The sequence below is a fragment of the Phytobacter ursingii genome (assembly GCF_001022135.1).
In the GTDB taxonomy this organism is placed as follows: domain Bacteria; phylum Pseudomonadota; class Gammaproteobacteria; order Enterobacterales; family Enterobacteriaceae; genus Phytobacter; species Phytobacter ursingii.
Genome location: NZ_CP011602.1, coordinates 3965067 through 3984218 on the forward strand (window position 1 = coordinate 3965067; position 19152 = coordinate 3984218).

Genomic DNA, 19152 nt, shown 5'->3' on the forward strand with positions numbered 1-19152 from the left:
CCATAAACGGGTTCTTATGCCTCAGTTGTAAGTGTCCACCATGTCCCCGAACAAGCGTTCACTATGTCTCCGGACTGTACAGAGGGAGAGGGTCTGGGTGAGGGGGAAAATGCGGCTCTGGTGGTCATTCCGTTCACCTTATGTTCTGTGCTTTTCTATCGCGACAGAACACGTGAACGTGCCAGGGGGGCTCATCGCCCCCCCCCTGGCGACCCGGGCTCCCGGCCAGGAAAATCGCCGCTGACGCGGTCCATTCGCCTTATGCCGTCTGACTTTCGGGTCGGGGACCAGCCTGCATCCTTGCAGGCTATCCCCTCCGCCCACATCCCTGCGGGCGGCCCCGGTCAGCCGCCAACGCCTCATCGATTTTCAGCCGGACCCTGTCATCGCTGTCACAGTTTTATTCTCATTACGCGGTGTTATCGCTGTAAAACGTCATATGATCGGGGATTCCTCAGCCCACCGGGAGAGGGGATCAGGACCGAGGCCGAAAAAGGGATCGTAGCCTGGATAAGGTGCGGCAAGCACCGCATCCGGGACATTCCCCGGTGGCGCTTGCGCTTACCGGGGCTACAAACAAAACCATGGCCCGAATAAGGGTTCGTAGCCCGAATAAGGTGCGGCAAGCACCGCATCCAGGAACTCCCCCGGTGGCGCTTGCGCTTACCGGGGCTACAAACAAAACCATGGCCCGAATAAGGGTTCGTAGCCCGGATAAGGCGCGGCAAGCACCGCATCCGGGACATTCCCCGGTGGCGCTTGCGCTTACCGGGGCTACAAACAAAACCATGGCCCGAATAAGGGTTCGTAGCCCGGATAAGGCGCGGCAAGCACCGCATCCGGGACATTCCCCGGTGGCGCTTGCGCTTACCGGGGCTACAAACAAAACCATGGCCCGAAAAAGGGATCGTAGCCCGGATAAGGCGCGGCAAGCACCGCATCCGGGATATTCCCCGGTGGCGCTTGCGCTTACCGGGGCTACAAACAAAACCATGGCCCGAATAAGGGATCGTAGCCCGGATAAGGCGCGGCAAGCACCGCATCCGGGACATTCCCCGGTGGCGCTTGCGCTTACCGGGGCTACAAACAAAACCATGGCCCGAATAAGGGATCGTAGCCCGGATAAGGTGCGGCAAGCACCGCATCCGGGACATTCCCCGGTGGCGCTTGCGCTTACCGGGGCTACAAACAAAACCATGGCCCGAATAAGGGTTCGTAGCCCGGATAAGGTGCGGCAAGCACCGCATCCGGGACATTCCCCGGTGGCGCTTGCGCTTACCGGGGCTACAGGCAAAACCGCGGCCCGAATGAGGCTCGCTTACTCGTCGAAGTACCAGTAACCTTGGTTAATCAGCCCGGTCAGCTCGGCAATAAAGGTCGGGTTATTCACCGCCTCGCCCAGTTCTTCTTTGCCAATCAACAGATGACGACACAGTGCTTCGGCCGCTTTCGGCGCAACGGTGTCAAACCGCTCGCTATTCACGAAGAAAGCGTCGCTCACGTGGAACATACGCAGCCCGCCCAGACGCGTCAGCATCTGACCGTCCTGCAACGCCTCCAGCACCTCCTGTGGCTCATACGGCGGTTCCGCCGCGGCAATATCCAGCTCGTGGCGCGGGGTCGTAATGAAGCAACCAAACCACTGTTTGAAATCCTCCGGCTGGTTGATCATCTCGATCATCATGCCGCGCACGCGTTCCAGTTCGTAATCTTCGATTCGGCCGGGATTTTCGCGGCAGGTTAAGTCCGGATCCGTGTAGTGATCGCCACCCAGATCACTATCCACCGCGTAGTCGGCAAAGCTGCTGATCAGATCGCGACCATTTGGCCCGCGGAAACCGATGGAATAGTTAAACGCGGTCTCGTGGGTAATACCGTCGTGCGGGAATCCCGGCGGAATATAGAGAATATCGCCCGGCGCCAGGTCTTCATCAATGATCGGCTCAAACGGCTCAACATGGAGCAGCGCCGGATGCGGACAGAACTCTTTGAGAGGCAATTTATCCCCGACGCGCCAGCGGCGGCTGCCCATCCCCTGGATAATGAAAACATCGTACCAGTCGATATGCGGGCCAACGCCGCCGCCCGGTACGGAGAAGGAGATCATCAGATCGTCAAAGCGCCACTCCGGGATCGCACGGAACGGCTTAACCAGCTCGGCAGACGGCGCGTGCCAGTGGTTGACCGCCTGCGCCAGCAGCGACCAGCCGGTTTCCCCCAGACCATCGAAATGTTCGAACGGGCCGTTGCTGGCCTGCCATTCACCATTGAAATGGCTGACGAGGCGGCTGTCGACTTCCACTTCCATCGCCAGGCCTGCCAGCTCATCTGGCGTGATCGGATCAACAAAGTTCGCAAACGCGTTTTTCAATACAACCGGCTTTTTCTGCCAGTATTTCTCTAAAAATTCAGGCCAGTTAAGGTTTAGTTGGTAAGCCATGGGGTCACACCTGTGGAATGATAAGCGGCCGTGATTATGCGAGTGATCGGCACGTTTTACTTTGTCGGGCGTCAAGGGTTAGACGTAAGCAGGATCACGCGTAGCACAACTGAAAATCCACTTTTTATTTATGGTTATATGATCGTGCGGCACGTCTGCTCTGGCAAAAAGATGTACATTTATTGTTCATCTCATCAAACAAGGAGAGTCCTGTGTCCCAACATGAAGCATGCTGCCATTCCTGCGGAATGCCGCTTTCCGCCCCCGATGCCCAGGGGCCGAGCGACAAATACTGCAAATATTGCACCGACAGCGAAGGCAATCTTAAATCCTGGGAGGAGGCGGTAGCCGGACTTGCGGGCTATCTTGATTCATGGCAACACGTCGGGCCGGAAGAGTCACGCAAGCGCGCGGTGCGCTATCTGACGGCCATGCCGGCCTGGGCGCACAAAGCGCAGGAACCGGTCTAACGCGCAAAAGACAAAGGAGAAGCGTCATGCATGAGGAGTTTCAGTGGGTTAACGAACCGGCCAAATGGCATTGTGAAGAGGGGGGCCTGTCGGTTGTCACCGATGAACACACCGATTTCTGGCACAAAACCTGGTACGGCTTCGAACGCTTCTCCGGTCATTTGTACGCCAAAGAGGTCGCTGAGGATTTTACCTTTCAGGTAAAAATCTGTGCGGAATTCACCATCCTTTATGACCAGGCGGGTATCATGTTGATGACCGATAACCGCCACTGGCTTAAGGCCGGTATTGAATTCAACGACGGCGCCCCCGCTATCGGCAGCGTACTGACCCTGGGCTATTCCGACTGGGCCACCGGGCTTTTTCCGGGAAACCCGCGCGAATTCTGGCTACGTCTGACGCGTAAAGATGACGCCCTGCGTCTGCAATATTCGACGGATGGTCTGAGCTGGCCGTTGCTGCGTTTGTGCCATTTTCCCGCCGGAAACGTGAAGGTCGGGGTGATGTGCTGTACCCCGGAACGGCAAGGATTAGCTGTGAAATTCAGCGAGATGGCCTTAACGCCGCCACTCGATAAGTCCTTGCACGATCTCACCTGACAATCACGGCTTCTGGCGCATTCACAAAGGGGTCTCTGGTAAAGTGGGAATAAACCGCGAAGCCAGAAAGCACAACGGGCCACCAGGCCCGTTGTAATTACCGCTATTGCAGTTCTTTAACTCTGGCGCGCTGCGCCTGTTTGCAATAGTGGTTGTAATGTTCCTGGAACCACTGTTTCTGTTCTTCGGTCATATTGCCGGTAACGGCGTCAATATTAACTGGCTGGCCCATCGCATACATACGGGCAAAACTGCGTGCCAAAAAATCAAAATTCTTCACTGCGTTCAGGTCTTGTCTTTTCATTCGCATACTCCTTCAGTCCGCCGACGTGCTGTGTAAGGCCATATGCTTCTCTGTCTTAAGTATTGTCTTATAAAATGAACATTCATAAGCAATGCGTGCCTTCGCGATAACCTCATTGTCCATAACGTCGCCGCGCGCACAGAGTGAAAAAAAGCGCGCCACGTTGCCCCCACACAGATCACACTCCTTAAGCAAAATTATTTTCCTGCCTGTGCAGCGTGTTAATATTCCGTGGATAAATACTTTCATGGCGAATACCGAGGCTTCGATGCTGGAGAATGCAACCATCTGATAATCAGCTTTCCGACCTGTGCGGCCGGGCTGGTTATCACTGCGCTAAACACTCGCGCTAACACCCCAGGGTGTTGGCAGGTTTTGCACAAGATGATTACAGGCATTTTCAGCATGAATATTTCCCGTCAGGAACAACGTACCCTGCACGTCCTTGCCAAAGGCGGTCGTATCGTTCATACCCGCGACACATCCGGGCGCGTCACTGCGGTTGAGTGTTACACCCGTGAAGGGTTATTGCTCAGCGACTGTACCCTCGCCGTCTTCAAAAAATTAAGAAGCAAAAAACTGATCCGATCGGTAAATGGCCAGCCCTATCGCATTAACCGTACCGGTCTAAGCAATGTCCGTGCACAACTGGATAATCAATAAGTTGCGTTAAGCGATCCTCACCTGCGGGTGGGGATCGCCCGGCAGGTCGGCGGCAAGGGAAGATCGGCACCCTGCCATCGTTCTGATACCCCGGCCCCGGCGTCAGCGCGCACCGGGCTCCCTTCTTTCCCCGCCATTGCTTTTCCCCGGTGAAAATAGTACGGTCACACGCAGATAATTCCCCGTGAATGGTAAAAATTATGCCCATAATTCAGTCTGTTGAACGTGCTTTGCAGATCCTCGACCTCTTTAACGATCAGGCGACGGAACTCAAAATCACCGAGATAAGCAAACAGATGGGATTGAGCAAAAGCACCCTTCACTCACTTCTCAAAACGCTTCAGCTTCATGGCTATATCGATCAGAACCCGGATAACGACAAATATTGTCTGGGAATGAAACTGGTGGAGCGCGGTCACTTTGTCGTGGGCACCATGGACATTCGCCAGAAGGCGAAAAGCTGGCTGTCCGCCCTTTCGCAGGAGACGGGGCAGACGACCCACCTGGGGATTCTGGACGGCAACGAAGGCGTCTACATCGAAAAAATCGAAGGTAAGCAGGCGGCCATCGCCTATTCACGCATTGGCCGCCGCCTGCCCGTACACGCCACAGCCATTGGCAAAGTGCTGCTGGCCTGGCTTGGGGACGAGGAACTTACCGCCTTACTGGACGGGTATGCATTCACGGGCTTTACGCCCGCCACCCTGACTGACCGCGACGCGCTGCTGGCCGCGCTGGCGCAAACCCGCCACAACCATTACGCGCTCGATAACGAAGAGAACGAGCCTGGCGTGCGCTGCATTGCAGTGCCGGTGTGGAACCACGAGTCGCGGGTTATTGCCGCGCTCAGCCTCTCGACCCTCACCTCGCGGGTTAACGACGAGCAACTGGCCGCCTGCCGTCAGAAGCTGATGGAGGCCGGGCTGGGGCTGTCAAAAGCGCTGGGCTACCGTGAACGCTAGCCCGGCGTCCTGCTATATATTTGGCTGATAGGTGAACGAGGCGAAATCCGCATGGCAGCCGTCACCGCTGATATCCTCGCAGTGCAGGCCTACAAACGCCCCGGTAAAGAAGCCCCTGCCGCCTATATAGTCATCCGACAGCTTCCACGCCTCAAAGGTGAGCGGAATCGTCTGCCAGTTTTCCCCATCAAATGAATAGCTGTAGCGGTACTCAAGCCGATCGACATCCACGCGCAGCCAGACGTATTCCGCGCTCTCCGGCACCGCAATCGGGTTATCGTAAAGATGCCAGTGCGCCACGTTGTGGTCGAGCTGGATAATTTTCAGCGTTCGCCCACGCCCTTCTTCATAGTCCATAAAGCAGTACGACCAGTTTTTGCTGTTGTAGTAACAGGTCAGCCCGGCGCTCTGCTGGAAATGTTGCGGCGAAAAGGCCATCTGCGTTTCGGCGCGAAAACGAAAATGCTGCCAGCGGCGGGCCACGGTTGACTGGCTAAAGGTAGAGTTGAGCGAGTCATTGCCGTAGAGGCGCAAAAAGCCGGGACGGGCAGTGAGCGAACCTGAGTGCTCATCAAACGGAATACGCAGCGTTTGCAGCTCCGGGTCGAGCCGTTCGCTGTCGAAGTCTGTGCGCCATGCGCCTGTGCCTGCGCCCGGCTGCTCGGTCATCCGCGGCCCTGGCACCGTCAGCGCCGCATGTTTACCGCCTTCAACGTAAGGCCAGCCACCACGCCATTCGATGCGGGTTATCCCCGTTTCGCGCCCGAGCGGGCAGTATCCGCGCCCACCCGCCGCCAGGCGCGGAATGCCCGGCAGATGCAGCGGACGGCTGGTCAGATACGCCATATACCACTCGCCGGTGTGGGTCTGCAGCAGCGAGCCGTGGCCGCTTTTTTGCAGCGGGTTTTCCGGCAGGTGCCAGCTGGTCATCATCGTTACGTCAGGGTGCAACTCGTAAGGCCCGGTAATGTCCGTCGCCCGCAGCATCACCACCGCATGTTCGTAGCTGGTGCCCCCTTCCGCCACCAGCAGATAGTAGTAGCCATCGCGGCGATAAATATGCGCCCCTTCGGTATAGCCCAGCGGCGTACCGGTAAAGAGTGTTGAACGCAGGGGCGAGAGCGTGCCCGTATCGGCAAAAAATTCCTGCATCACAATGGTGTTATGGGGGTTGCTGTGATGACGCGGCCCCCACGGGCGATAGATATAATATTTACGCCCGTCCGTATCGTGAAACAGCGACGGGTCGAACCCGCCGTTGCCCATGGGAATCGGGTCGCTCCACGGCCCTTCCACCGAAGGGGCGGTCACCAGGAAGTTGCGGCCATTTTTCCACGGCGAATCGACAATTTTCACGTCGGTATAAAGCAGCCAGAATTGGCCATCGGCGTAGCTCAGGCAGGGCGCCCAGATGCCGCCGGAGTCCGGGTTACCTTTCATATCCAGCAGCGCCACGCTGTCGAGCGGCGTGCTCACCAGTGACCAGTTTTTCAGGTCGCGGGAGTGATAAATACGCACGCCAGGAAACCACTCGAAGGTGGAGGTGGCGATGTAGTAATCCTCCCCCACGCGACAGAGGGACGGGTCCGGGTTGAAGCCTGTCAGGATCGGGTTTTCAATCTGGTACATGGTTTTCTCCTCAGTTCACCGCCGCCGCGGCATCGGCAGGCTGCGTCGCATGGTGCGCAGCGCGCTGACGTTGCAGTTGCAGGCTGATCTCTTCCACCCGTTTGCTGCTCAGTTTGTAGAACGACAGCAGCGTAAACATGCCGGCGTAGAGCACCACTGGCACAATGCAGAAGAGGATTTTGATGGTGGTCAGGACGTTATCCGGCTGGACGGCGTTGCTTGCCGAGTAGCTGGAAAACGCGAGGATCCAGCCCACCAGCGCGCCGCCAATTGCCAGACCGATTTTCAGGCTGAACAGGTAGGTAGAGAAGACCAGGCCGTCGAGGCGACGCCCGCTGCGGCTCTCTTCATAATCGACCACATCGGATGCCATCAGCCATTGCAGCGGTGTAGTGGTGTTAAAGACAAACAGGAACAGAATATTGAGCGCGAAAATCAGCGCGATATTGTTCGCAGGAATAAAGAAAATACTCAGGCTGATCAGTGAATAAAGAACAATAATCCACTTAAACGAAGTGACGCGATCAAAGCGCCCGAGCAGGCGAGATGAGCAGAGGGAGCCGAACATAGTCGCGAGGCTACCGTAAAGCAGGAACTGCGTGGCCAGCTCCGGATGGTCCATCACGTATTTCACAAAATAGAGCGTCGCGCCACCGCGCACCACATTTGAGCCGGTCGCCATCATTTTAAAGGCGCACATGATTCGCCACTGGCTATTACCCATTAACAGTTTCAGGTCTTTCTTAACCGAAGCGCCAGGCTGAACGTCGAAGGTGTAACGTTCTTTGGTGGTAAAAAAGCAGACAAATAACAGAATAACACCGCAAATACCCAACACACACATCGCGCCAAAATAACCCACCTGCTCATTGCCTTTACCGATAATATTCACCAGCGGCAGGGCAATACCGCTGATGGCTAATGAACCGGCAGCGGCGAGGAAAAAGCGCCAGGATTGTAACGCGTGGCGTTCTTTAGGATCAGAGGTAATAACGCCAGGCATAGCGCAATACGGAACGTTAACGAAGGTGTAGACCAGGGTGAGTAAAATATAGGTAATGGAGGCGTAAATGATTTTCCCCTGTGCGGAGAAATCCGGCGTATAGAACGTTAATACGCAGACGATACCAAACGGAATAGCGCCCCACAGCAGATACGGGCGGAACTGGCCGTAGCGAGTACGTGTACGGTCGACCACCAGCCCCATCAGCGGGTCGGTTACCGCATCCAGCACGCGCGAAATCAAAAACAACGTGCCCATGACGCCCGCTGACAGGCCAAAGACGTCGGTATAAAAATATGCCAGCAAAAACATGGTGGCCTGCCAGACAAAACCGCAAGCGGTATCCCCCAGCCCGTAGCCGATTTTATCTTTCATCGTTAACTGCATGTCTACCTCCAGTCATATGAGAGGGATTGATTGCGAACGGCCGGGACCTACAAAATAAAATGCGTGGCAGTGCACTTTTTGAGGAATACACCCTTTATTCGTACGCTTATTAGATGATCAGTGCGGATTTGATTCTAGGAAGGAATATATGCAGCAACAATTATCAATTTTGCTTTCGCAATTATGTATTTTAGCTTCTGTGATAGCGATACATTTTACCTGGTGACAGAAACAGTTATTTCTCCCGTAAGGGATGCTTTATTTCGTAATATTTTTTAGCCGCCGAAAAAGTTATTCGGCGGCCCGGCAAATTGGTTTAATTATTTAAAGGCCAAGCGCTTTTTTACCCGCATTGATCACCTCAATAATTTTATCCGTATCGTACACGCACCCTTTCCAGGTACCGCCGCTCACCGCCTGTAGCGCCGCCCACAGTCGGGTGTCGTCGGGCAGGTAATCATGTGCTTTGAGTTCCGGATGCAGTTCGCGCTCCGCCAGCACCCTTGCCCCCTCTTCCGGCGTCAGACGGTCACCCACGCGGCCAATAAAGTTCACGCTTCCTGCCAGCGACAGGCGATCGACAATAATCTCAATCAGATCGCCGCTGCGGAGCTTGCCAATCGGCCCGCCCGCCAGCGCTTCCGGCGCGACATGCCCCAGGCAGGCCCCGGTCGAGACGCCGGAGAAACGCGCATCGGTGATCAGCGAAACGGTTTTCCCCCACGAGATATGTTTCAGCGCCGAGGTGAGCTGGTAGGTCTCTTCCATGCCGGTGCCAGATGGCCCACCACCGATGATCACCATGATATCGCCCTGCCGGATCTGCCCCTGTTTGATGGCTTTAATGGCCGCCTCTTCCGAAACAAAGACCTGCGCCTCGCCGGTATGGCGATAGACGCCGTCGTCGTCCACCACCGACGGATCGATGGCCGTGGCTTTGATGACCGAGCCATCCGGGGCAATATTGCCCACCGGGAAGGCCACCGTGGAGGTCATCCCTTTGGCTTTCGCCCCTTCCGGCGAGAGGATCACCTCATCCGGCTCCACGCCATCCTGCTCGCGCAGGCACTGGCGGAACTTCGTACGGCGCTCCGAGTGCTCCCACCAGTCGAGGTTTTCGCCCAGCGTCTGTCCGGTTACCGTCATCACATCTTCATGCAGCAGCCCCAGCCGACGCAGGTGGAGCATCACTTCCGGTACGCCCCCCGCGAGGAACGCGCGCACCGTCGGGTGGTAATCCGGCCCGTTAGGCAACACGCTTACCAGGCGCGGCACGTTGCGGTTGATGGCGCTCCAGTGCGCCACGTCCGGCATACGGCATTTGGCCGCATGAGCGATGGCGGGAATATGCAGCAGCAGGTTGGTGGAGCCGCCAAAGGCTGCATGCACCACCATCGCATTTTCGATGGCTTTGTCGGTGAGGATGTCGCGGGCGGTAATGCCCTTCTCATCCAGCGCCATGACCGCGCGCGCCGACTGGCGGGCAATCTCCAGCCAGACGTCCTGGCCCGATGGCGCCAGCGCCGAGTGTGGCAGCGCCAGCCCTAATGCTTCGGCCACCACCTGCGAAGTGCCCGCGGTGCCGAGGAACTGGCAGCCGCCGCCGGGGGAAGCGCAGGCACGACAGCCCAGCTCAGAGGCCTCTTTCAGGCTCAGTTCGTTGTTGGCGTAACGCGCACCAATGGTCTGTACCTTTCCGGCGTCTTCACCGAAGGTGGGTGGCAGCGTCGCCCCGCCCGGCACGAGGATCACAGGCAGATCGTGCATAGAGGCCAGCGCGATCATTGTCGCGGGCAGGCCTTTGTCGCAGGTAGCGACGCCGATCACCGCCCGCCGCGTCGGCAGCGAGCGGATCAGGCGGCGAAAGACGATGGCCGCGTCGTTACGGTATGGCAGCGAGTCGAACATGCCGTGGGTGCCCTGAGAACGTCCATCACACGGGTCGCTGACAAAGGCGGCGAATGGGATGCCGCTCAGGCGGGTGATCTCTTTTGCCGCCGCCGACATTTGCAGGCCAATCTCCCAGTGCCCGGTGTGATAACCCAGCGCAATGGGACGGCCATCTGAGTGACGGATGCCGCCCTGGGTGCCAATCAGCAGCACTTCTCTGCCGGTGAGTTTGTTGGCATCCCAGCCCATACCGGCGTTTTGCGTCATGCCGAACAGGTTGCCGCTGGGGGATTCGAGCAGCATTTGCGTGGTGAGCGGCAGCGCGCCCTGCGGCCCGGCAGCGTGCGTTTTCACCGCATAGAACTGTTCATCCTGCGGCGTAAAAATGGTGTCGATGGACATTGTCGTATTCTCCCGGTCAACCGCGTTCAAAGAACGGCTGATGACGTCTTTTTGGAAGTTGTTCTACATTATAGAACAACGTTCTTATAATTTGATTCACTGTAATCCAGGTGTTGCATGGAGGTAAATCAGACAGCAGGGATGGCTGCGCTTTTTTGAGGCTTGATCACAAAATGGACGGTAACGGGATGTAATGGGGGAGATGTGGGAGAGGCAATCGGGTCAGAAGGACGATATAACCTGGGTTAAGGGGGCTAAATTTGTGGTCCTGATAAACGACGTGCCAGCGTTTGGCTGGCACGGTTGGGGCTGTTTTACAGGGGCGTACCTCGCTATGATATGACCGTATTGTCTGGAGTTAGTTAGTTGCCTGAAAATTAATGTGCGGCAACGTCGCGTCACCATTCGCTTCATAGACAATGGAATTACTGAACGAAAATACTCGGCCACTGTACTTGATATTAATGGTGTTACCCTCAGCACTCACGTTCGCTGCGCTACCGGCAGCCACCAGGAATGGCACCTGCTTTGCGAGGCTTGCTGTTATATTGCCTTCCAGCTTCCCGGATAAATAATACCGATAAGAGTCAGCCACCGTCGCTCCACCACCTGAATACTCCGTGACATAAAGCCAGGTGCTATCGCTAATTTGCTGCGAGCTAACCAGTTTGTCATCTGCCCTGTTATCGCCACCAGCATTGAGCATCACAAAACCAATGACAATGATCAGCAAGATGAGAGTTAGCGCATAATGAAACCACTTAATAGCCGTTTTCAATGGCATATTTGATCCCTTCCTTTATCCAGTACTGATCCTGTGGATCGTCGCCATAAGGTGCGTCTTTATACCATTTACCCCATTCTGGCCTTGAAGTTCTCGCTCGGCTCTGTGCCCAACCAGCCCCCATTAAGAGAATCTCTGCGGGAATACCAGCCGCATATCCCGCTGCGCCAAAATTAAAATTCCCAAATGCTGCCCAATAGGGATCAAATTGCTTATAGTCCCAGGGTCCCTTGTTGCGGACTTTCTGATAAAACCAGTAATAAGTTAAAGGAAGCGCCATATCTCGCGGTTCACCGTGATTATGGGCATCTTTCATATTGTTGCGCACGATCCCGATCCCCGGGCCGGCAATAGGTATTGCAGACATACGTCATCCCTCAGAGCATAACCGCACATTAATTTTAAAAGTGCACAACAGCATCACGAATAGGTAAAACTGAATCGCCACGGATAATCTAGACACTTCCGAGCCGTTGATAATACTGGTTTTCATATTCTGTCGGTGACATCTGTTCGCTAGAACCATGCCGACGCTTACTGTTATAAAACATTTCGATGTAATCAAAAATATCACTGCGGGCTTCTTCCCGCGTTCCGTAGATCTTTTTCTTTATCCGTTCACGTTTCAACAACTGGAAAAAACTTTCTGCAACCGCATTATCATGGCAGTTACCGCGACGGCTCATGCTACCCTCCAGGCCGTGTGATTTCAGGAACGACTGCCACTCATGGCTTGTGTACTGACTGCCCTGATCCGAATGAACCAGCACCTGTTTTTCGGGATTACGCCGCCATACAGCCATCAGCAGTGCGTTCAGGACAATGTCCTTTGTCATCCGGGATTGCATGGACCAGCCGATAATTTTGCGTGAGAACAGATCAACAACAACGGCAAGATACAGCCAGCCTTCGTGGGTCCTGATGTAGGTTATGTCCGTTACCCAACGCTCATCAGGAGCATCCGGATTGAACTGTCGCTGGAGCCTGTTGGGTGACACGATACTGGCCTCGCCTTTACGTGCCCGCGGGCTTCGGTATCCGACCTGAGCCTTTATTCCGACACGTTTCATCAGTCTCCAGACTCTGTTTACTCCGCACTGTTGCCCGCTGTCACGCAGATCCAGATGGATTTTGCGATAACCATAGACGCATCCCGACTCCAGCCAGAACTGTTTAATCTGTCCTGTCAGTCTCAGGTCTGCCTGATGGCGTTGTGAATGCGGCTGCTGAAGCCAGGCGTAAAAACCACTGGGATGAACATCCAGCACCCGACAGAGCAGGCGAACAGGCCAGCAACAGGAGTTGTCACGGATAAAGGCGTACCTCAGTCGGACAGCTTTGCGAAGTACGCCGCGGCTTTTTTTAATATGTCCCGTTCGTCGGTAACCCGTTTCAGCTCTTTCTGGAGACGGCGGATCTCGGCCTGAGCATCTGACTGTTCTTTATTAGTGGAAGAATCCGGACCGTACTTCTTTATCCAGGCATAAAGGCTGTGGGTGGTGATATCGAGACGTGTTGCAACGCTGGCAACAGAATAACCGCGATCAACAACCTGTTTGACTGCTTCAGTTTTAAACTCTTCGGGATAACGCTTACCGCTCATGGGCACCTCTCTTTAAGCCATCTTAAATGACTCTGAGGTGTCTGTTAAACCCGTGGCGATTCACATCTGCCTTTCAACCGCATCCCTCGACCACAATCCATTTTCTATCAATGAACTACAATTGCTTATCTGTTAGTTTGGCTGTTCTGACCTTGATATCTCTTAACGCCATGCTTATGCCCCCCTGTTGGTACAAGCATTATCGAACCGGAAATACCATCATCTGTACCAACATCTGTTGGTAGATGTACGTTGATGTAGGTTGACCTTGAGAGAGTTAATATAGCGGGAAAGGTAGATAAATACTGGATTTTACGCATAAAAAAAGACCTCTGTTGAGGTCCATTTACATGCTTTTGGTGCCGAAGGCCGGACTCGAACCGGCACGTATTTCTACGGTTGATTTTGAATCAACTGCGTCTACCGATTTCGCCACTTCGGCACTGAAGGGGATGCTGATAGCGGGTTGCATTATACCTGTTGCAGATCCCGGCGCAAGCATTCCCCCGCCTTGTCGCGTCTAAATGCCGAAAAAATCGACACATCTCCGCTGCACTCCCCCGCTATCTGGAACGCTTCTCGCAAAACGCTGCAACGTGACGGCAGCGGTTTACATTTATCGCATCTTGTTATCTGATCCTGTTACGGGTTTTACCCATTCCCCACATCCATAGATCAGGACAAGGCATGCGTTTCTATCAGGTTGAGCCCACGCTGGAGAACTACTGGCGCGGCATAATCCTCTTTGGCAAAAATGTCGCTTCCTATAAATTCGCGCTGGCCCATGCGCTGTACGACGTGAAGCGCGACGGTAGCGACCTCATCCTGCTTGAAGATCTTGCCGTCCCGTTCAGCCAGCATCTGTGTCGCCATCTGGCGCAGGCACCGAAACAAATCACCTCTGCCAGAAGTCAGTATCTGGATGCCTGTCTTCAGTTTAATGCCGGGGAAATCGACCAGAATGCGCTGACAGAAGCGACGCTGCGAAATGGTTTTAGTGTTGTGCTCAATGCGTTTCACAACGTCAACCAGGGCGAAATCGAAAAGCGTTTTTTTATTGATGAGCGCAAAAGCAATAAAGGCATACGCCTGACGACAAATTTTCATCAGCTCACCGAAGGTATGCAGTATCAGAACCTTAAGCTGGAGACGGACGCGCGCTGGAACCTGGTCGAGCAGGGTTGGGCGATGGGTGTGTCGCGCAACCTCATCGCCGTGGAACATGACGAACAGGACAACATGCTGTTCAGCATCCAGAATAACCGTCGCATCACCATCACCAGCTGTCGCGACAGCCTCAACGGCTACCAGAAAGGGCGCTGCTTTTATTGCTTCTCGCCCATCAGCGTGGAGTCGGGTGACGCAAACCTGGCCGATGTCGATCACTTTATTCCTTGGACGCTCAAAGATCAGGTGAGGAATGTCAATGGCGTCTGGAACCTGGTGCTGGCCTGTAAATGTTGTAACCGGGGTAAACAGGGGAAATTTGCCCACGTCCCCTCATTGAAACTGCTGCAGCGCCTGCACGATCGTAACGAGTACTTCATTACCAGCCACCTCCCGCTGCGCGAAACCCTGATGCGCCAGACCGGTGCGAGCACCGCAAAACGGCATGATTTCCTGTCAAATGTCTGGAACACTGCGCGCGTAAACTTATTCCACGAATGGGAGCCAAAGGCCGCCGGGCCGGATACATTCTGATGACCATTAACTACTATCAAAACCATGCACAGGCATTCTTTGCCGACACCATCGGCGTCGATATGTCGTCGCTCTACGCCCCCTTTGTCGCGCACCTTGCCCCAGGCGCACGCGTGCTGGACGCCGGATGCGGTTCCGGACGCGACAGCCGTGCGTTTCTGGAGATGGGCTATGAAGTCGAGGCCTTTGATGCATCATCCGAGATGGTTCGCATGGCCTCGCTACACAGCGGGCTGGCGGTTAAGCAAATGACATTCAGCGATGTTGATGCCACTGACCGTTACGACGGCATCTGGTGCTGTGCGTCGCTGCTGCACGTGGAAGCAAGCGCTTTACCGCAGGTGATGTCTACGCTGGCGCAGGCGCTGAAACCCGGAGGTATCTGGTATGTCTCGTTCAAATATGGCGAACAGGAAAGAGAGAAAGAAGGTCGTCATTTCAGTGATTTAACCGAATCAGGCCTGACCGCACTGGTCAGCCCGTTACCGGATGTTCAGGTGGTGTCGATGTGGACGACGCAGGATAAACGCCCGGATCGCGCGGAAACCTGGCTTAACGCCTTGTTACGCAAAGATTAACTCCACCGCTCTGACTATCCTCTACACTCAAATCTCACACCATCATGAGGAAAGGCGATGTCGATTATCAAAAGCTATGCCGCTAAAGAAGCCGGGGCAGACCTGGAGCTGTTTGAGTACGACGCGGGAGAATTGGGTCAGGAAGACGTTGAAGTGCAAGTGGATTATTGCGGGATCTGTCACTCGGATTTGTCGATGATCGACAACGAGTGGGGCTTCTCTCAATATCCGCTGGTCGCCGGGCATGAAGTGATTGGTCGCGTGGTGGCGCTGGGAAGTGCCGCGCAAAACAAAGGGCTGAAAGTCGGCCAGCGCGTGGGCATCGGCTGGACGGCGAAAAGCTGCGGTCACTGCGACGCCTGCATTAACGGCGACAATATCAACTGTCAGGAAGGCGCGGTGCCCACCATCCTGAACCGCGGCGGCTTTGCCGACAAAATCCGCGCGGGCTGGCAATGGGTGATCCCGCTGCCGGATACCATTGATGTCGAGACCGCCGGGCCGCTGCTCTGTGGCGGCATTACCGTGTTTAAACCGCTGCTGATGCACCATATCACCGCCACCAGCCGTGTCGGGGTGATTGGGATTGGCGGGCTGGGCCATATCGCCATCAAACTGCTGCGGGCAATGGGCTGTGAGGTGACGGCGTTCAGTTCGAACCCGGCGAAAGAGGCCGAAGTGCGCCTGATGGGTGCGGATTATGTGGTGAACAGCCGCGATCCGGAGGCCTTAAAAGCGCTGGCGGGCCAGTTCGATTTGATTATCAACACCGTGAACGTCGATTTGCAGTGGCAGCCGTATTTTGAGGCGCTGGCCCATGGTGGCGCGTTCCATACCGTTGGCGCAGTGCTGAAACCGCTGGAAGTCCCGGCCTTTACGCTGATTGGCGGCGACAGAAGCGTGTCCGGTTCCGCAACCGGTACGCCGTTCGAGCTGCGTAAGCTGATGAAGTTTGCCGGACGCGCGAAGGTGGCGCCGACGACTGAGATGTTCCCGATGTCGCAGATTAACGAGGCATTGCAGCATGTGCGTGACGGGAAGGCGCGTTACCGCGTGGTGTTGAAAGCGGATTTCTGATGTAACCCTCTCCCACGGGGAGAGGGCGAAAACCCACACTCATATTTGCATCAGGAACCAGGCGTAGCCCGGATAAGCGCAGCGCATCCGGGAAATGGCGCAGTGCGGCCTGATGCCCTCACCCCAACCCTCTCCCACGGGGAGAGGGCGAAAACCCGCACTCATATTTGCATCAGGAGCCAGGCGTAGCCCGGATAAGCGCAGCGCATCCGGGAAATGGCGCAGTGCGGCCTGATGCCCTCACCCCAACCCTCTCCCACGGAAAGAGGACGAAAACCCGCACTCATATTTGCATCGGGAACCAGGCGTAGCCCGGATAAGCGCAGCGCATCCGGGAAATGGCGCTGTGCGGCCTGATGCCCTCACCCCAACCCTCTCCCACGGGGAGAGGGCGAAAACCCGCACTCACATTTGCATCAGAAGCCAGGCGTAGCCCGGATAAGCGCAGCGCATCCGGGAAATGGCGCTGTGCGGCCTGATGCCCTCACCCCAACCCTCTCCCACGGGGAGAGGGAGCAAGGTAGAGCCGGCCTGTAAGTCGGGAGAGGGAGAAAACCCGTACTCACATTTGCATCAGAAGCCAGGCGTAGCCCGGATAAGCGCAGCGCATCCGGGAAATGGCGCGGTACGGCCTGCTGCCCTCACCCCAACCCTCTCCCACGGGGAGAGGGAGAAAACCCGCACTCATATTTGCATCAGGAACCAGGCGTAGCCCGGATAAGCGCAGCGCATCCGGGAAATGCCGCGGTGCGGCCTGATGCCCTCACCCCAACCCTCTCCCATGGGGAGAGGGCGCAAGGCGGGGCCGGCCTGTTAGTCGGGAGAGGGAAAGACTACCCCTTCGCTATCGCGGCAAACACGTCGGCAATCGCCACGGCACCGGGGTCGGTGACGCCTTCCAGATTCTCACTGTTCACATAGGACGAACGGCCTGCGCCGGCGGTCTGCATGGTTGCGGTTCTGGCGGCTCCCGCTTTTGCGGCTGAGGCGGCGGCATCCAGCCCACTGTCGCGCAAGGCTTCAAGGGCAGGTTGCAGCGCGTCGATAAGTGTCCGGTCGCCCAGTTCCGCGCCGCCATAATGTTTCATCTGATGCAGTCCACGCAGCAACGCCTCCGGTAGCAGCTTGCCATCATGCACGGCCTGGCCCGCGGCGGTGAAGAAAATCGACATCAGCACGCCGCTGGAGCCGCCCATCACCGTTGCCAGCCGTTCGCCTATCAGTTGCAGCAACTGCGCGGTGTTGTTGAGTGGCAGTTCGCCCTGCTCCAGCAAATGGATGATTTCCCGTGCCCCTTCGGCGAATGTCGAGCCGGTATCGCCATCACCCACTTTGGCATCCAGCGCATTCAGGCGGTTTTCGAGATCGACAAGCGTCCGTGCCGCCGTCGAGACCAGCGTTTTTACCTGCGGATTTTCCGACGGTTCGATTTCCAGTTGGTTGTAAACGGGGCTGTGGCGCTGAGTTTTCATTGGCGCAAAAGGCACCGGTTTTTGCCAGCCGACGGTCTGTACATCGGCATTAATGGCTTTCTCAAATGTCTCGTTCAGGCGTAACAGCGAAAGGGAAAAGCCTTTCATATCCAGCGAGCTGACCAGCGGCGCGGGGCCAATCAGATAAGCGATCTGATCTTTGAGCGCCGAATGTGCCAGCTCTTTGGTGAGCAGGGCCATCTCCAGCGCTGATACACCGCCCAGATTGTTGATTAACACCGCAACGCGGCCCTCCCCGGCCTGTGCTTTCAGCGGCGCAACCAGCGTCTCCATCAGCTTCTGGCTGTTGTGCGAGTCAACGGTGCTCGCCCCCGGCTCGCCGTGGATACCGAGCCCCAGTTCGACCTGCCCGCGCTGAATGCGGTCATCTTCATCGCTGCTGCCCGGCAGGTTGCAGGTCTCCATCGCCAGCCCCAGGCTCCAGACACTCTCACTGGCCTGTCGGGCGATGTCGCGCACTTCGCTTAAGGATTTGCCCTGCTCGGCGGCGTAGCCTGCGATTTTATGCACCAGCGCCGTTCCGGCGATACCGCGCGGCTGCTTGTTGTCTGGCAGAGCGATGTCATCGGCGACGATCACCATCTCGACTTTCAGACCGTAGCGTTTAGCCTTTTCTGCCGCGAGGCCGAAGTTAAGGCGATCGCCCGTGTAATTTTTAACAATCAACAGGCAGCCGCGATCGCCGGTGACGGCGACGATAGCGTTGAGCACCGCATCAACGCTCGGCGAGGCAAACACATCGCCGCAGACGGCAGCGGTGAGCATTCCTTTACCGACAAAGCCAGCGTGGGCGGGCTCATGGCCGGAGCCGCCGCCGGAAATTACCGCAACGCGGGATTTATCCCAGTCGGCGCGGGCAACAATACGAATAGCGGGATCGATGTCGAGGCGAACTAAATTGCCGTGGGGAGCGGAAATCACCATTCCTTCAATGGCGTCATTGACCAGTTGCTTGCGGTCATTAAAGAAGAATCTGGACATAGCTTCCTGAATTTTTTGAGAACCGTAAGGAAAGCGTAGCCAGGATAAGAGAAAGTGTGTCGCGGAAATGGGGGGCGTTTAGTGCGGCCAGATACCCTCTCCCACAGGGAGAGGGATTAACACGCATGCGGGGAAAATGTCGTATAGCCCGGATAAGGCGAAGCCGCATCCGGGAAAGAAGCAGAA

General features: G+C 56.0%; 17 protein-coding genes and 1 tRNA gene. 8 read left to right on the forward strand and 10 right to left on the reverse strand.

Features of this window, described 5'->3' with window-relative positions:
• Nucleotides 1-650: 650 nt before the first annotated feature.
• Nucleotides 651-1340: a hypothetical protein gene (locus AB182_RS22215; protein ID WP_047371991.1), complete on the forward strand. Its 690-nt coding sequence runs from the start codon at nucleotides 651-653 to the stop codon at nucleotides 1338-1340.
• Here the strand turns inward: AB182_RS22215 and AB182_RS22220 are convergent.
• Nucleotides 1319-2440: a ribosomal protein uL16 3-hydroxylase gene (locus AB182_RS22220; protein WP_047371992.1), complete on the reverse strand. Its 1122-nt coding sequence runs from the start codon at nucleotides 2438-2440 to the stop codon at nucleotides 1319-1321. The genes AB182_RS22215 and AB182_RS22220 overlap by 22 nt on opposite strands.
• A gap of 248 nt (nucleotides 2441-2688) precedes the next feature.
• On the opposite strand from AB182_RS22220, the gene AB182_RS22225 reads away from it, so the two are divergent.
• Nucleotides 2689-2910, forward strand: coding sequence for a hypothetical protein (locus tag AB182_RS22225; protein WP_229221169.1), 222 nt, complete (start codon nucleotides 2689-2691; stop codon nucleotides 2908-2910).
• Between the two features lie 26 nt (nucleotides 2911-2936).
• Nucleotides 2937-3509 (forward strand): DUF1349 domain-containing protein, encoded by a 573-nt coding sequence (locus AB182_RS22230; RefSeq protein ID WP_047371994.1) that lies wholly within the window; start codon nucleotides 2937-2939, stop codon nucleotides 3507-3509.
• A gap of 103 nt (nucleotides 3510-3612) precedes the next feature.
• Here the strand turns inward: AB182_RS22230 and glgS are convergent, their stop codons facing one another.
• Complete coding sequence (gene glgS, locus AB182_RS22235) at nucleotides 3613-3813, reverse strand: cell surface composition regulator GlgS (RefSeq protein ID WP_047371995.1); 201 nt, start codon at nucleotides 3811-3813, stop codon at nucleotides 3613-3615.
• A 405-nt stretch (nucleotides 3814-4218) separates the two neighbouring features.
• On the opposite strand from glgS, the gene AB182_RS22245 reads away from it, so the two are divergent.
• Both AB182_RS22245 and AB182_RS22250 read left to right on the forward strand, forming a co-directional pair.
• Nucleotides 4219-4476, forward strand: a complete 258-nt coding sequence (locus tag AB182_RS22245; RefSeq protein WP_047373408.1) for a YjhX family toxin — start codon at nucleotides 4219-4221, stop codon at nucleotides 4474-4476.
• A gap of 200 nt (nucleotides 4477-4676) precedes the next feature.
• Nucleotides 4677-5438 carry an IclR family transcriptional regulator gene (locus tag AB182_RS22250; protein ID WP_047371997.1) on the forward strand — a complete coding sequence of 254 codons (762 nt, stop codon included), beginning with the start codon at nucleotides 4677-4679 and terminating at the stop codon, nucleotides 5436-5438.
• A gap of 12 nt (nucleotides 5439-5450) precedes the next feature.
• Here the strand turns inward: AB182_RS22250 and AB182_RS22255 are convergent, their stop codons facing one another.
• The 7 genes from AB182_RS22255 to AB182_RS22290 all read right to left on the reverse strand — a co-directional run bounded on the left by AB182_RS22255 (nucleotide 5451) and on the right by AB182_RS22290 (nucleotide 13578).
• Entirely contained in the window at nucleotides 5451-7067 is a 1617-nt protein-coding gene (locus AB182_RS22255) for a glycoside hydrolase family 43 protein (RefSeq protein WP_047371998.1), read from the reverse strand.
• Nucleotides 7068-7077: 10 nt separating this feature from the next.
• Complete coding sequence (locus tag AB182_RS22260) at nucleotides 7078-8457, reverse strand: glycoside-pentoside-hexuronide (GPH):cation symporter (protein ID WP_047371999.1); 1380 nt, start codon at nucleotides 8455-8457, stop codon at nucleotides 7078-7080.
• A gap of 324 nt (nucleotides 8458-8781) precedes the next feature.
• The gene (locus AB182_RS22265; RefSeq protein WP_047372000.1) at nucleotides 8782-10749 is read right to left on the reverse strand and encodes a YjhG/YagF family D-xylonate dehydratase; all 1968 of its coding nucleotides are present in this window, start codon (nucleotides 10747-10749) and stop codon (nucleotides 8782-8784) included.
• Between the two features lie 358 nt (nucleotides 10750-11107).
• Nucleotides 11108-11533, reverse strand: coding sequence for a hypothetical protein (locus AB182_RS22270; protein WP_047372001.1), 426 nt, complete (start codon nucleotides 11531-11533; stop codon nucleotides 11108-11110).
• On the reverse strand, nucleotides 11511-11900 hold the full coding sequence (locus AB182_RS22275; protein WP_047372002.1) for a polymorphic toxin type 44 domain-containing protein: 390 nt from the start codon (nucleotides 11898-11900) through the stop codon (nucleotides 11511-11513). Before AB182_RS22275 ends, AB182_RS22270 begins: the two co-directional genes overlap by 23 nt.
• An 88-nt stretch (nucleotides 11901-11988) precedes the next feature.
• A protein-coding gene (locus AB182_RS22280; RefSeq protein WP_085949497.1) for an IS3 family transposase occupies nucleotides 11989-13136 on the reverse strand; the annotation gives its coding sequence in 2 pieces (ribosomal slippage) (nucleotides 11989-12899 and nucleotides 12899-13136; 1149 coding nt in all).
• Between the two features lie 357 nt (nucleotides 13137-13493).
• Nucleotides 13494-13578: transfer RNA gene (locus AB182_RS22290), tRNA-Leu, on the reverse strand.
• A gap of 245 nt (nucleotides 13579-13823) precedes the next feature.
• On the opposite strand from AB182_RS22290, the gene AB182_RS22295 reads away from it, so the two are divergent.
• From AB182_RS22295 to ahr, 3 genes are read left to right on the forward strand one after another with little or no spacing between them, the layout of a single operon-like run.
• Complete coding sequence (locus tag AB182_RS22295; protein ID WP_047372003.1) at nucleotides 13824-14837, forward strand: HNH endonuclease family protein; 1014 nt, start codon at nucleotides 13824-13826, stop codon at nucleotides 14835-14837.
• Nucleotides 14837-15415, forward strand: a complete 579-nt coding sequence (locus tag AB182_RS22300) for a class I SAM-dependent methyltransferase (protein WP_047372004.1) — start codon at nucleotides 14837-14839, stop codon at nucleotides 15413-15415. The genes AB182_RS22295 and AB182_RS22300 overlap by 1 nt, the downstream gene beginning before the upstream one ends.
• Before the next feature lie 57 nt (nucleotides 15416-15472).
• Nucleotides 15473-16492 (forward strand): NADPH-dependent aldehyde reductase Ahr, encoded by a 1020-nt coding sequence (gene ahr / locus AB182_RS22305; RefSeq protein ID WP_039076898.1) that lies wholly within the window; start codon nucleotides 15473-15475, stop codon nucleotides 16490-16492.
• Between the two features lie 833 nt (nucleotides 16493-17325).
• Here ahr and AB182_RS22310 read toward each other — a convergent pair.
• Nucleotides 17326-18966: a dihydroxyacetone kinase subunit DhaK gene (locus AB182_RS22310; protein ID WP_047372005.1), complete on the reverse strand. Its 1641-nt coding sequence runs from the start codon at nucleotides 18964-18966 to the stop codon at nucleotides 17326-17328.
• Between the last annotated feature and the right edge of the window lie 186 nt (nucleotides 18967-19152).